Annotated in this window: 12 protein-coding genes; all 12 read right to left on the bottom strand. The window is 38.7% G+C overall.

From position 1 onward, the window contains the following. Positions 1–14: 14 nt before the first annotated feature. Positions 15–650, bottom strand: a complete 636-nt coding sequence (locus tag A33Q_RS20475; protein WP_009032800.1) for a hypothetical protein — start codon at positions 648–650, stop codon at positions 15–17. 274 nt (positions 651–924) lie between these two features. After that, the gene (locus A33Q_RS20470) at positions 925–4401 is read right to left on the bottom strand and encodes a hypothetical protein (RefSeq protein ID WP_009032801.1); all 3477 of its coding nucleotides are present in this window, start codon (positions 4399–4401) and stop codon (positions 925–927) included. Positions 4402–4463: 62 nt separating this feature from the next. Then, positions 4464–8180: an ATP-binding protein gene (locus A33Q_RS20465; protein WP_040490741.1), complete on the bottom strand. Its 3717-nt coding sequence runs from the start codon at positions 8178–8180 to the stop codon at positions 4464–4466. A 53-nt stretch (positions 8181–8233) separates the two neighbouring features. Beyond that, complete coding sequence (locus A33Q_RS20460; RefSeq protein ID WP_009032803.1) at positions 8234–8497, bottom strand: hypothetical protein; 264 nt, start codon at positions 8495–8497, stop codon at positions 8234–8236. Positions 8498–8528: 31 nt separating this feature from the next. After that, a complete protein-coding gene (locus A33Q_RS20455; protein ID WP_009032804.1) occupies positions 8529–9083 on the bottom strand; it encodes a DUF420 domain-containing protein in 555 nt (184 codons plus the stop codon). Beyond that, the gene (locus tag A33Q_RS20450) at positions 9073–9738 is read right to left on the bottom strand and encodes an SCO family protein (RefSeq protein WP_009032805.1); all 666 of its coding nucleotides are present in this window, start codon (positions 9736–9738) and stop codon (positions 9073–9075) included. Before A33Q_RS20450 ends, A33Q_RS20455 begins: the two co-directional genes overlap by 11 nt. A 78-nt stretch (positions 9739–9816) precedes the next feature. Next, positions 9817–10146: a cytochrome C oxidase subunit IV family protein gene (locus A33Q_RS20445; protein ID WP_009032806.1), complete on the bottom strand. Its 330-nt coding sequence runs from the start codon at positions 10144–10146 to the stop codon at positions 9817–9819. Between the two features lie 23 nt (positions 10147–10169). Continuing rightward, positions 10170–10946, bottom strand: a complete 777-nt coding sequence (locus tag A33Q_RS20440) for a cytochrome c oxidase subunit 3 (RefSeq protein ID WP_009032807.1) — start codon at positions 10944–10946, stop codon at positions 10170–10172. Between the two features lie 23 nt (positions 10947–10969). Then, the gene (locus A33Q_RS20435) at positions 10970–11551 is read right to left on the bottom strand and encodes a cytochrome c oxidase subunit 3 (protein ID WP_009032808.1); all 582 of its coding nucleotides are present in this window, start codon (positions 11549–11551) and stop codon (positions 10970–10972) included. 3 nt (positions 11552–11554) lie between these two features. Beyond that, positions 11555–12457: a heme o synthase gene (gene cyoE, locus A33Q_RS20430; RefSeq protein ID WP_009032809.1), complete on the bottom strand. Its 903-nt coding sequence runs from the start codon at positions 12455–12457 to the stop codon at positions 11555–11557. After that, positions 12444–13535: a COX15/CtaA family protein gene (locus A33Q_RS20425; RefSeq protein ID WP_009032810.1), complete on the bottom strand. Its 1092-nt coding sequence runs from the start codon at positions 13533–13535 to the stop codon at positions 12444–12446. Before A33Q_RS20425 ends, cyoE begins: the two co-directional genes overlap by 14 nt. Beyond that, positions 13516–15405, bottom strand: a complete 1890-nt coding sequence (locus A33Q_RS20420; RefSeq protein ID WP_009032811.1) for a cytochrome c oxidase subunit I — start codon at positions 15403–15405, stop codon at positions 13516–13518. The genes A33Q_RS20425 and A33Q_RS20420 overlap by 20 nt, the downstream gene beginning before the upstream one ends. Positions 15406–15412: the final 7 nt, after the last annotated feature.

Below are 15412 nucleotides of genomic sequence, written 5' to 3'. Positions count from 1 at the left end.
AAGAATAAAAGATTCTAAAATGACAGGTAAAAGGAAAGCCTGTTGTACCACATCCCTCCTTTGTAAAAATGAAATAATACTTTCGCCAGATCTGCCTGGTAATTTTTGGTCGTTACTAGAAGTGTGCACTTATGCTTTACTGCATAAGACCAAAAATCTCCGATTCTATTGAAATTGAACTTTATAAAGGAAGTTTCAGCCGTTTTAGATGTCAAAAGCTGTACGATTTCCTGTTCCTCCCTTTGTTTGGATTTGGGAATAAAGCAGGGTGAAATAATAGTCGCCTTGCTGTTGGATATGTTGTCTTCAAACAATTCCACAAAATTTCTGATCAGCCTCGCAGAAGCCGGTGTACCATCATAATGGAATAGTAATTTTTCCATGGATACCTCTTTATCGTAGAGTAGGACGGGAATATTACAAGGGTCTTTTTCCAAAGGAAGGGGCTTTTCCAGTTCATGGAGCCAATCCAAAACCTTTGGCAAATGCGCAGTGTATAGGGTAGGGCCTTTTTCAGGACTGCATTGAATTCCTACTCCCTCTTCATTCAAGTGCTCTGTAAACCCCTCAGGAAGCCTTCCACAATAATGTGAGGAGACGATTTTTTCCGGAAAGGTGAAACCGTGTCGATTTTCTACTTTAGCCACCATGACATTCAAAATGATTTATACAAAACTAGACAGCTTACCTAGGGAATGCAGTGACATTTAGAAGGTGTAAACATGATAAAAATCATGTTTTGACCCATTGCTTTTATGTGGATTTCTACTTGTGGGAGATTTCGCCAAATTCATTTAAAAAACTACTGGTTGCTTTTATCCCATTGGCTTTCAGACATTTCAAAACATGAGTAAAAAAGCTTCGAAAAAAAATTTTCCAAGAATTTACAGGATAGTACTCCTCTTGAATACAAAACATGTAATCTCAAAAAAGGGCTGTAACCTGCATCCTACCAATATGAACCAGTCTTCCCAGTCCCTCAGAATTCCTGCCCTCGTAAACCATATTCATCTGTAGCCCTTCTCCGATTTTTTGAAGCCAGTTAAATGTCCAGGTAACATTACTCCCAACAGTAAGGGCCTGTAGCATTTCATAACCTGCGGGAGAATTGGGCACCCCGTTGTAATTGATGAAAATGTATCGAAAATTAGCATTGACAGTGGTTTTGATAGCTTTTGCATACCTAAAATCCAGACCTGTCTGATGCAAGTTAGCCCTCTCCTCCAGTTCGGTATTGGCAATATTCAACTTATCCGTATAGTTGTAAGAAACTGTAGTCCTAAAGATACTGCTTGGCTGCCAAGCCAATTCCGGTCCCATCCCAAATTGCTCGACATTATAATTTCTATTATCCAAAAAATCAGAATTTGCAATTCTGGCACCCGTTTGTGCAATTAGTCTGAGGTTAAGGTTTGGGTTGAAGTTATAGCGAGTATTCAGCCGAAGATCCTTTTGTATCAGGTCATCAAAACCCCCTGCCAACAACTGCTTATTTTGGCTGTCGAAAACAGAAAAATCAAAACCGTATTTAGCAGAGGACCTATTAAAGAAAAAAGAAGACCTAATCACCTGTCTCACCGAAATCAGATCCTCATCAGCAAAACCACCTACAAAGGGGTTGATCCGGTCCCAAAATTCGTTGGAAGTGATTTTTTTCTCAATACTCACGCTACTCGTATTGGAGAAGCGCTGAAGGAATTGCCTGAACCCACCTTCTTTTCTCCAGGCATCCGGAAATTTGGCATTGAGCCTATAATTGAAAATTGTAGTAAATGCCTGCACAAAATCAGTGGTGGGAACAAATACTTTGATGAAGTTTTTTTCTTCAGGATTGATCGCTATGTAAAACTCATTCAGCTGCTGAATCCCATCTCCATTGTCATCTCTCCAAGCATGGGTGCCTTCTCCGGTAGGCACTGGCAAAAAAACAAATTCCCTTCTAAATTCCCGACCATTCCCAAGTGCATAGCTGAGCTCATTTCTTACATTTCCTTTCCACATTGTCCCCAGGTAATCCACTTTACCCAAAACAGTCGTCTCTTTTTCTTGATCTGTTCTCAAAAACTCCAATTCCCGGTAAGTAAATGTTGCACTCAGGTCATGGCCTTTAAACCTGCGCTTTAAGCCAAACATGGTCTGAAAAGCCTCTGTGTCAGGAGTCAGCTCTCCCAAAAGCGGGAATTTATCTTCTCTTACCGTTGCATTGACAAAGAAAGAGTAGGGAAGAGTATCATTACTATTCAAATAAACCATGTGTTCAAGGAAGTTCATTGCCGTGCTGACAACAGAATCCCGATCTGTATCTCTCACTGCATTCCTGTCCAGCATTACCCTGTAACCTGGCACCAAGACCTTGGATCTGTACTGCAGGTCCCCGGTGTACCTTATCCAAGAAGAATTAAAATCCCTTACATCTGAATCCAACAGAAAAAAATCATTCTTGACAAAAAAGCGTTTACCAATCTGCTGATTCCATTTGGCCATATGCTGCGTTCCCGACAGGATATTGCCCCGGTTTCTAAAGTTAAATCTATATGTCGCAAGGTTATTCAGGTCTTTTTGAAATTCCAGCTGTGTATTAAAAATCCGCTCATGACCAGCCGTTGCAGCATCTTCGGGAGTCAAACTCCAATCCCGATCAAATTCTATATACCGCAAGCGATCAATGAAACTGAAATTACTGGAGTTATATTCAAATTCAGTCAGTGCATTGAATTTGTACCCTTTTAACTTATCAAAAGTCCGATTTTCGGAAATAACTCCTGACTTGATACCAAAACCCTGATTGGTTTCATTATCCAATTCGGAAAAGAGGTTGTCATCCCTATTTGAAAATGCCAATTCTGTGTAGGCTTCTTCAAAAGCTGACAGCTTTACTCTTGCTCCTGTTGTAAACATCTGCCTTTTGTTGGGGGCAGGCAAAGGAGATAAGATCGAGTAATTCCCTTGTTGCACGCCATTGACTCTTGGTCTAAATGAAAAAACAGGACCATTGGCAATTTGCCTATCCCTGACATAATCTCCATTTCCCTGCCCTACCTCACTAAAAGCTACCGCAAAATGTGCCTCTTCAGGATTAGTACTGTATTCATAATACACTATAGGCAGACCTTGGTCATCTACATCCTGCACCCTTCTGTACAACACCCTATTGGTATCAAATGCAACACTATCTACCCTTGGAACGGATGCTGCATCCAGATCATTCCCGACCGAAGCCAATAGCCTCTTATCTGCATCTGAAAATTCAAAAAATAAAGGCCTGTTTCTATTATCCTGTTCCCTATAAAAATTCATATACAGAGTGATATTATCTGTTTCCTGTATATGATTGGCTGTGAGGATGGACCTGGAAAAATTTCGCTCTGCATATTCAAAGTCTACCCTTACCCTAGAATATTGGGTAATCAGTACATTGGGTGTAAAAGTGATTTCCCCTTGGTTGTAATCAATGACGTAATCATAATTAAACCCCCTCTGTAATTGCTTTCCATCCAAAAATACCCGCTCAGAATTAGCCATGATAATAACAAAGCGCTCATTTTGGGGTCCAGGAATTCTATAAGGGCCCAGTGTGCCTTCACTGATTTCAAGTATGATAGAAGCGAATTTACCTTTTGCTACGGAAGCTGATCCTTGGGAAGACGCTCTCCATTTTTCACCAATGGTATAATTGGAGGTTAGCTGGGCTCCTTGGACATTTTTGTAATACCTTAAAAACTCAGATTTCCTTTGTTGAAGCACAACATCTCCTGCGGCAAGGTTGATTTTGTCATTATAAAGCTCCACCAGCACATTATCGAAATCCTGAAGTTGCTGAGTATTACCCTCGGGCTGGAAGGGAACGTTTTGGTCGGTAATACTTGCCCGGATATTCAGGTTATCAGAAAGCTGTCCATTCATTTGAAGGTTCAGTGAGCTATTGACAAAAAGATTCTGGGTATTTCCAAAGGACACACCTCTGGTAAGGTTCCCAGACTTATTCAGATTGGTGCTTGGAAAGAGCTCCTCTCGAAAATCAAAGGCAGGAGCGGCTTGAACTCTATTGTCCTTAAACATAGCCATTGAGTCATAATCGACCATGAGTGTACGCTTGGCCGACCCTTGGTGAAAGGCATATGGGAAAGTCCTGTAGCAAAGCAATAATGAATCAGGGCCTGCTTCTTCAAGCTTAATTTTGATCTCGCCTGTGCTTAAAGAGTATTCAAATGAAAAAGTCTCGCCATTACTATCTGAGATTTTGATGGATTCTTGCTGGACACTAAGCGAGTCCAGTAAAAATGAGTCTTTTGCTTCAGAAAGGGGCAGCCACCTGCAAGTCTCAGACTGGCCATTTGCCCCGGCAACAATCCCGCAAAAAGCCAGCACCAGAAATCCAAGAAAGTACCCTAACCTTATCATAATCACACGCAAAGCACTCGCTAAGGTAATATTTTAAGTGAAAAAAAATCAAGCACTTGCTTTTAATCAGCTATTTGACCTTTCACCAAGTCAAAAGCTAGATAAAAACTGGTACCTACCCCTTCTTTAGTTTCAAACCAAATCTTTCCTCCAGCTGTCTCAACACCTCTTTTTGCAATGGCCAGCCCTAATCCAGACCCCTCAGACTTAGTACTAAAATTTGGAATAAATATCTTATCCTTTAAGCTTTCAGGTATCCCCTTTCCATTATCTTTTATTTCCAGCAAAACCTGGCCTCCCAAGGTTCTTAAGTAAACATCTACAATAGGCTTTTTCCTTCCATCTACAGCTTGTATACCATTGATGATCAAATTGGAAATCACTCTTCCAAAAAGCTGATCATCTCCCATCACATATAAAGGCATGTCTTCCGTAAAGTCCTCAAAAGTCAGCATACCTCTTTCTCTGTTTTTGAATAATTCAAGTGTACCTTTTACGACCTCCCTAATATCCATCTGTTCATTTTTGGGAAGTGGCATTTTAGCAAAAGTAGAAAATGAGGTGGCGATATCGCTGAGAGTGTCTACCTGAGTAATCAAAGTTTCTACAGGCTTTTTAAGCTTTTGAGGATCATCAAGTTTTCCTTCAGCCTGTAAACGAAGTAAGTGTTGAAGGGTAAGCTTCATAGGGGTAAGTGGGTTTTTGATTTCATGCGCCACCTGTTTGGCCATTTCTCTCCATGCAGTTTCCTTCTCTGTACTTGCCAATACATTTTTACTGGCTTCCAGCTTATAAAGCATGTTGTTGTATTCATTGACTAACAAACCGATTTCATCCTTGGAAGGCCAAAACATGGGTTCATTGTTTTCCAAATCTGTAGCTTTCAGTTTTTGGGTCAGTAGTTTGAATGGAAAAGTCAGGTTTTTGGACACAAAATAGGATACAAAAAGGAAGATAATAAAAACAAGGACGAAAATATTCAGAATATTGCTGAGCACATCTGCAATTAATACATCAAGCTCACTTTCGGACTCAAAAAAAGGAATGGAAATAATGGCCTGAATGGATTGTCCATCCGAGGACCTGATCGCTGAATAAACGGCCTTATAATTCAGCTGCCCAATATTTTCTTCCAATAAAGTCAGGTTGTTTTGAAACTCAACCAACTCTGAAATAGCTCTGGGGTTAATACGTCTGGTCACAATTCTTTTGTCAAAAATATTAGGTTGTGAACTGATTAATAGATATCCCGAATTGTCAAACACATTGATTTCTATGTTGGCAGTTCCCGCTAGGTTATTAACCTCTTCAAAAAAATCATCCCTATCCACTACTCCAGCACTTTGTTTTTCCATCATTGCTGAAAGGTTGTCTTTTACCAAAGTAGCCTTTTGGAAATATTGTCTGTGAAGTTCGTCTTGGTACGAGTTGGCCAGAAGTCCCAAAATGATTGCGGAGATAATGAGAATAGGAAAAAAGAAAGCAAAATTCAAATACATCTGCAGCTTGGTAGCGTAATTGAAGTTGAAGTTTTTCAGCCCCTTCAAAAGTGCATAAATCACCATGCTCAGCAAGGTCAATAAAATGTAAAAAAGAAAGAAAAGTGAAATGTCGGCTAGAATATAGTAGACAGAATAAATAGGGGAGGAAACGATCACCACTTTTTCCTCATTCTGCACACCAAGGTGATGATATTGCTTCTTGTAAATCCCTGTGGTAAAAAGACTGTTGTTTTCCAGGGAATTATAAAGATCGGAAGCTCTGTAGTTGAATACACCTACACCATACTGTAACTCTCCATCCTGGTATATTGCAAAATCGTAATTTCTGTCATTCAAGGAAGCCTGATAGTTTTGATCCATCAGAAGTTTGGGGAAAACCGAACCTGGCAATACTCTGATTTGGTTTAATTCAAGAAAAACGGTTCCCAAAAAAACATCATCCCTGTAAAGAGGAATAAATGCAAAATATTGGTTACTCCCTATTTCTTCTGTACCCTTTAAGAAATAAAGGTCTTTGACTGAAGTTATGTAATCGCTTTTTACATAATTAACTCTCAGGTCTTGCAGTTTTTCCTCATCATTCCTCTGAAGAACATTATCCCCAGAGGGATTGAATACTCTTATTCTAAGCGCATACTGATCAAAATAATTAGTCATGTGAATCCTTCTGATTTTTCTTTCAATTGGTTCCTTAGACTGCAAAGGGTCAGTGAGCGCATTTTTGATAAATATATCCTCAGAAATTCTGTTCATGATGTCAGAGAGAAAAAATTCAGCCATCACGTCGTTTTCTACCAACTGTTGATTGGCAAATCTCAATTTGGATTGGATCTGCCTCTCCAAGTAAACCTGATGTGCAGCAATTCCGGTTACGATTGCAGAAATTAGGCACCCAAAGAAAAAAGTAAGGAAGGTATTGAGTCCAAGCCGGAATATATTTTTATGCAATTCAAAACTGATAATTGAAATTAGAAATATCAAATGGGTCAGATAAACCAGTAGGTATATCCAGTTTATGATGGATAACCCAATTACAATTGGAAGAGAAAACAGCACCAATACTTTGAGTGCGTAGCCCTTGCTAAATGGCTGATTTTCGAGAACAAGACTCAGGGCAATTATGGAAAAAAGCAGGTATCCCGCACTCCCTAAAAACACCATCAATAAACTGATCCCTTTAAAATAATCAAATGAAGGAATACTCAGAATATTCAAATCCCACTGTGCGTTGCTGAGAATATTGATATAAAGCGAGAAAAATCCAACCAGAAGAACTGTAGAAACTAAGTAAGCCAATACAAAAAAATGCCACCTTTTGTATTTAAGACTGAAATTTTGAAATCTTTGTGTGAAAGATTTCCCCAAAAGGATCGCCAAAACCATGGAAAATGGCACTATCAGGCAGATCATATTGAGCATCAGATCACCTAAGCTAGGGTTAAGCAAAGAAGATGCATACCTGCTGGAGTCGAAAAGGTTGAAGTCAAAGTAATCTTGAGGAAACCCAAAAAAGAGCATAAATCCCCTAATGGAGAAGAGGATCAAAGTTGCGTAAAAAGTAGCTATAAATTTTTGGCCCTTCTTCCAGATAGTCTTTACGAAATCATATCCTGAAATAAGAATCAAAAACAACAGAGAAAAGAAGAATACCATCAATGGGACATTGTTGGTCTGGCCTATAGCCTGATAACCTTGCTCAAAATCTATGGAAAAGAGGTACTCTCCTTTTTGTCCTTGGACATCAACGAAATTTGTTCGTCTTTCGGGACTAAGGACCAACATGTCATTGCCAAAAACCGATTTATTGAAGCCAGACTGTAAATACTCGTTTTGAATTTCCCTGTTATGGTAAAGTGGAAAGGTATGAACTAACCAATAGCTCCTCTCATTTCTATTAAACCTCCTGACCTTGGTAAAATATATACCCGCCCTATCTTCCAGAATTCTTTGATTTTCCTGCGTTCTTATATTTTCAAAATCCGGAACATGAGTAAAATCAGACCAATAAATCAATTCACCGGATTCATCAAAAAGATAATACGAGTGGTTAGAATCCAGATTGAGATTGGCAAATGTAAAAGGCTCGTCTGGCCTATTTCGCATCAGGACTTCAATGTAATCCAAATCAAATTCTGCCTCTACCTGATTGATCTTTTGGGTAATTGGCTTTAAGAATTTTTCATCTCCCTGCCTGCTGCTCAGAAAAAAATTCATGGCAAGCAAAATCCCAATTCCTAGGATTGCCATTAGGAGAATAAATCGCTTTTTCTTTAGCATAGGTGGAATAAAAGTAAAAAAGCAAAGTTTATATTCAAACTTTGCTTTTCAATTCAGAACTTCTCTCCTTGAAAGAGAAACTTGGATTTCCTTTTTTTAGCATTTCTATACCACATATACCCAATTACCATTGCAATCAAATACGGCATGATAAATAAATAAAGTATCCCTGTATTCAATCCTGCTCCAACAGTAGTCTCACCTGTACTCAGGTTGTTTTCTACGGTGGCCCGGCACATGGCACATTGTGCCCAAGAATTGGCTTGGACAAGAAAAAACAAGAAGAATACAGCTATGGTATTTTTTAATCCTTTCATATCAAAACAACGTCTCCTTTTCAAAATTAGTTTAGAAGTTATAGTAAGGACTGATCATCAGGTAAACCAATACTCCGGAAACAGTAACATACAACCAAATTGGATAAGCAAACTTCACCACTTTTTTATGTTTTTGTCTTTGGTCAGTATATCCATAATAATATGCCAGAAGAATCGGAAATAATGCTACAGCTGCCAAAATAATATGGGTAATCAGAATAAAATAATAGATTGACTTGATCAAACCTTCGCCGCCAAAAGAAGTGCTTTCAGCAGAAGCATGATAGATGACATAAGAAACCAAAAATATTGCCCCTAACCCAAATGCTGCTGTCATGGAGGCTCTGTGAAGTATGATGTTTTTTTGTTTGATAAAAATCAAACCCATAATCAATGCTACAGTAGCTGCGGAATTGATTACTGCATTGAGATGAGGTAAGAAATAAACCCACTCAGTTGCCAAATCCAATTTTGCCGGCATAAATAAGAGTACGGCCACGACAACAGGAACTGCTATGGCAATACCTGTTATCCACTTGATAATTCCCTTATCCTGAGAATTTTCCATCAGATGATTACTTTCCATATAACAATATTTTTGTCTCCAAAATCAACCTATCTACTTCATCTCTATTGGTCCCACTGTAGTAACCTCTAATCCTGCCCTGATCATCTATGAGGACAAATTTATCACTATGAATAAATTCCTCAGGGTCACCATAGCCATCAAAAGTAGGAAGAATAAATCCACACCTGGCAAGATTATAAATATCACCTTTATCTCCGGTCAGGAAAAACCACTTATCCGGATTAGCATTGTGCCTTTCGGCATATTCTGCCAATACCTCAGGGGTATCATATTCCGGATCTATGGATATTGAATAAATCTGCACTTCATCATCATTTCGAAATGCATCATCTACTCTTTCCATTTCAGTGGACATTACCGGACAAATACTTGGACAAGAAGTAAAGAAGAAATCTACAATGGTAATCTTACCTCCCATTTCTGCTCTACCACGCTCTTGCTCTAAGTGAGTAGTCAACCTAAACTCAGGGATATAGTGCTGTCCATTTTCTTCCACATCGCATTCCTGAAAGGGGTTTTCAACTCCATTCTCAAAAAGAATAGGAATATCATAATGATTGGTCCCGAAAGATTTGAGAAACACTATAATCAGGACAGGCACCAGAAGTACACTCAATAACACAAAGCCCTGCAAAATTCTAAGTCCCTTCATTTTCTTTTTTTGATTAAACAAAAAAGTAGGTTGAAGTGTCTCACCCCAACCTACTTTTTTTAATAATATTTTATGGTTTTACCATCTGATCATGAAGATATCACTACCCTCTCTCATCAGCGCGATCACTAACCATACCAGAAATATCAAAGGAACGATAATGGAATAAAACAATGGCTTGGCTTCTTCACCAAGGTGCATAAATTCCATCATGATATATTTAGCTTTCCAAATTGTCAATCCAATAAAGATCGCGTAAAGCAAAAGACCTCGGGGCAAGGTAAATGCAAATACGAATTCAATGGAAGTAAGTACCAAAAGGATACCTGCTGTTTTCCAGATCTTCTTTATTTTTTCTTCATTTCTTGGAATAACTTCCAATGTAGATTTATTCTCTTCAGCTGCCATAATGCTTTATTTTTATAAATATTTTAAATCAAATAGAAGAATGTAAATACAAACACCCAAACAAGGTCTACAAAGTGCCAATAAAGACCAATTTTTTCAACCATTTCATAATGACCTCTTCTCTCATATACTCCCACGGCTGCTTGATAGAAAGCCAAAAAGAGCAAGAAAACACCTATTGTAACGTGAAATCCATGGAATCCAGTTATGAAGAAAAACAACTGGGCAAATGCCGCCGGACCATATTCATTCACTGCAAGGTTTGCGCCATATACGGTTTCAGAAACTACCTGGCCTAATTTATTGACATAGGTAATCATAGATCCACCATCTGTTCCGTGGATAAAGTGAGACCATTCCCAAGCTTGACAGCTAAGGAAAGTAATTCCCCCTAATAAGGTCCAAAGCAACCATTTTACAACGTCAGGTCTGTCATTTCTATGTCCGGCTTCTACAGCCAGTACCATAGTAACTGAACTCATAATCAAAATGAAGGTCATCAAACCTACAAAAGCAAGTGGAATATGAGCGCCATGGAAAAACGGTATGGCATCAAAAACCATCTCTGGAACAGGCCAATATTCATTTGATCCTACAAAAACATCTTCAGGACCAGCGTATCCAGGATACGATACTCTAATTGCAGCATATGCTGTCAAAAAGGCGGCAAAGGTAAAGATATCTGAAAGAAGGAAAAACCACATCATCAGTTTTCCATAGCTGGCCTTCAGTGGTTCGTTACCACCTCCCCAGATTCCTCTTTTGGAGCTTACTCCAACAGCAGTCGCAGTCGTTGACATATGAATTAAAATTTACTTTATTTTTAATGATTCAGTAACAAGAACATAAACAGGTACAACCAAAGCCCTCCAAGGAAGTGCCAGTAAGTGACACACATTTCCATGGTGTCCATACTCTGGGAGTGTACCTTGTATCTAAAGGACGAAATTAACACAATAATTAGAAATATCACACCGCTCACTAAGTGTAATCCGTGTAATCCAGTGAAAACATAAAGAAATGAACCTGCAGGATTACCTACAAAAAACACATCTCTATCTACTAAAGCTATCCAGCTATACCATTGACCAATTAAGAAAACAATAGCCAAAACTGCAGTCAAACCCATTCCAAGCCTCAATTTGGGTAAGTCGTCTTTTTTAGCTGAAATATAGGCAAAATGCAAGGTAATACTACTCAGCACTATGATTCCAGAAGTATAATAGAAAATATCCGGCAAATCAAATTCAAGCCAGTTTCCTTCAGCTTGGCGAACTATATAAGCACTTGTAAGAGAGGCAAATATCATCACCACAGTCACTATAAAGAGCCAAAGGGCAAACTTCTTTGGGTGCATGGAGATAGGTTGTTCTGCCCCTTCTATATAAGCAAATTTTTCTTCCATGATTTAGATTTTATCTAGTAAATATGCAATCTGAACTATTGGAAGATAAAGAAATGATCCAAACATGATTTTAAGCGCTGATTTTCTCGAACAGTCTCTCATTAACGAGAATGTCTGAGCCAAAAACAATACACCACAAATAGTAACTACAACAGCAGAATTAATTCCGGTCAAACCAAAATACATAGGTAAAAGACCCAAAGGAATCAAAAACAATGTATAAATCATAATTTGAATAGCCGTGTTAAGATCTTTTTTCCCACCGCTTGGCAATAATTTGAATCCTGCTCTCTTGTAATCTTCATCACTTACCCAAGCAATCGCCCAAAAGTGAGGAAACTGCCAAATAAATTGGATTCCGAATATGATCAAAGCTTCAACACCTATGTTTCCAGTCGCAGCAGTCCAGCCCAATAATGGAGGCATAGCTCCAGGGATCGCACCTACGAATACCGCTACAGGCCCTACTCTCTTAAGTGGAGTATACACAAAAATGTATAGCACCATACTCAATATACCAAGTAAGGTTGTAAGGGGATTAGTGAAAATCCAAAGAATAGCTATTCCTAGAGTACCAATAATCAGAGTAAACCAGTACGCTTCAGAAACCGAGATCTGCTTTAAAGGTAAAGGACGGTTTTCTGTCCTTTTCATCAGTTTATCGTATTCTCTTTCAAGAATCTCATTAGCCGCTCCGGAAGCTCCGGTAATCAGAAAACCTCCTATCATCAAAGCAAAGAAAGCTCCCCACGAAAATATGGCACCTGTATCCCCCAAAATAAACCCAAACACAGCAGAGAATGTAACCAATGCTGATAACCTTAACTTGATCAATTCAAGATAAGCTTTACCTCTAAATGCCAAGGCATCTAGAAAAGATTGCTCTGAAATATTAATAGTTCTCATGAACTGCTTTTTCTATTTGTATTTTTTTTTGATCATTCAATTGCAACAGAAGTACAAATTGAATCCCGATAATTAAAGAGCCAAAGAGAAGATGCAAAGGTTGCAGAAAAGCAGGAATAGCAAAGTAGGCCATCCCAATTCCTGTCGCAATCTCAAGACCTATGATAAGTATCAGAATCAAAGACCAATTGTACAGCATTGTTTTCCTCATAGAAAACTTAAACACCTTATAAATAAAGAGAAGATGAATCCCTAATAGAACCAGAGAATACGATCTGTGAATTAGAAAAGGAAAACCCAATTTATCAATCCATTCAGATCTCAATAAGTATCCAAATTCAAATGCAACTTTATCAATTTCTTCCCTGACCTGTGTTCCTAATACGATCTGTATTAACATCAAGACAAATCCAACAATTAAGATATTGAATAGCCTATTTGGTTTTTCAGTAGCAAACTTTGTTCTGATGGCAAGTCTATATGACCTGTAATAAGTATACAGCAAAAGACATACGATCAACAAAGCCAATACCATGTGAAGCGTAATCATCCAAGGAAGCAAATTGGTAGAGACCACTATTGAACCAATCCAAGCTTGAAACAAAACAAGCAATAAGTTGAATACAGCAATTATGGTAATTACCTTATCTTCTTTCCAAAGCGGTAGGGAACTATAAACGGTAATCAAAACCAAAATTCCAATAACTGCTCCAACTAACCTATTAAGATATTCAATCCATGTTTTGACAGGATTAAACTCCTCTTCTATTAAGATGGATTTATCATTCTTAATTTTTTCAGCCTTTGTTCGAAATCCAAGTTGTTCTAATTGAGCAACAAACTTCTCATTCTTCTCAACCCTTTTGGCTAAGTATATGTCCTGATAATCGTTTGGGAGCTGATCCACGCTAGTTGGCGGAATCAAACTCCCAAAGCATTTTGGCCAATCGGGACAGCCCATTCCGGAACCTGTGCTCCTGACTATCCCTCCGACTAATATCAGAAAGTAAACAGCAATCACAGTAATCAAACTGATACTGCGAAAGCTGTTAATAGATTTAAGATTTACTTGATTCATTAGCGACTAATACAGCCTCTTCTTCTGCAATAATTTCCTTCTCCAATTTTACGAGTTCCTGCTCATGAGGAAGATTGGACTCAGGAGTAGCAGACAATGGAACAGTTTGAGGAATGAAATCCTCTGCTGCACCTGGCTTGGAATAGTCATAAGGCCATCTGTAAACAGCAGGAATTTCTCCCGGCCAGTTGCCATGTTGAGGATGCAATGGCGTAGTCCATTCCAAGGTAGTTGATCTCCATGGATTGAGAGAAGCTACACGTCCTCTATACATAGAATAGAAGAAATTGAACAAGAAAATCAACTGTGCACCGAAAGTAAGAATTGCCGCAACAGATACAAACATATTCAAATCTGTATACATATTGGAGAATTCAAACCCTGTCCAAGAATAGTACCTTCTTGGGAATCCAGCAATCCCTATATAATGCATTGGGAAGAACACCAAATAAACCCCGATGAAGGTTGCCCAGAAGTGAATATACCCTAATCTTGCATCCATCATTCTTCCAAACATCTTGGGGAACCAGTGATAAACACCTGCCATCAATCCGAAGAAAGAAGCCGATCCCATTACTAAGTGGAAGTGAGCCACGACAAAATATGTATCATGCAATTGAATATCAATAGCCGAATTTCCAAGGAAAATACCTGTCAATCCACCAGAGATAAAGAATGATACCAAACCTATGGAGAATAACATCCCAGGCGTGAAAATCAAATTACCTCTCCAAAGCGTAGTGAGATAGTTGAAAACCTTCACAGCAGATGGAATAGCAATAATTAATGTTAAGAACATGAAGATAGATCCCAAGAAAGGATTCATACCTGATACAAACATGTGGTGAGCCCATACAACAAATGACAGTATAGTAATACCCAGCATTGAAATGATCATCGCTTTGTATCCAAATATCGGTTTTCTGGAGTTGGTAGCAATTACCTCTGAAGTGATACCTAGTGCTGGCAACAATACAATATATACTTCAGGGTGTCCCAAGAACCAGAACAAATGTTGATACAATACAGGACTTCCTCCAGTATTTGGCAATGCTTCTCCACCAATATATATGTCAGCTAAATAAAAACTAGTACCGAAACTTCTGTCAAATACAAGTAGCAAAGCGGCTGAAAATAATACAGGAAATGATAGCAAACCAATAACTGCAGTCAAGAAAAATGCCCAGATGGTCAGGGGAAGCCTTGAAAAAGACATACCTTTTGTTCTAAGGTTGATCACAGTCGTAATATAGTTGATACCTCCAAGTAAGGATGAAGCAATAAAGAAGGTCATTGAAACCAACCATAAAGTCATACCCAGTCCTGAGCCAGGAATAGCTTGCTCTAGAGCAGACAATGGGGGATATACCACCCAGCCACCTCCGGCAGGTCCAGTTTCTATAAATAGTGATATGAACATGATAACACCGGATACAAAGAAGAACCAGTATGACAGCATATTCATAAAACCTGAAGCCATATCTCTAGCACCGATTTGTAGAGGTATCAAGAAATTAGAGAATGTTCCTGAAAGACCAGCGGTCAATACAAAGAATACCATAATAGTACCGTGCATTGTAACCAAGGCGAGGTAAAATTCAGGATCTAATTTTCCATCAGGAGTAATCCATCCACCAAGGATAGGTCGAAGCCACTCCAGATCCATATCAGGAAAACCAAGCTGAAGCCTGAAAATCAATGACAGGAGCCCTCCAATGATCGCCCAAAAAATACCGGTAACAAGAAATTGTTTACCAATCATTTTATGGTCAGTACTGAAAATGTACTTAGTAATAAAATTGTCGTGATGCTCATGATCGTGGTGATCATGCGCCGCATCACTGTGTGAAGCTACACTAGCTGTTGCCATAATAATT

This window comes from Indibacter alkaliphilus LW1 (genome assembly GCF_000295935.2).
Taxonomy (GTDB): domain Bacteria; phylum Bacteroidota; class Bacteroidia; order Cytophagales; family Cyclobacteriaceae; genus Indibacter; species Indibacter alkaliphilus.
This window is presented reverse-complemented; position numbering and strand designations above follow the sequence as displayed.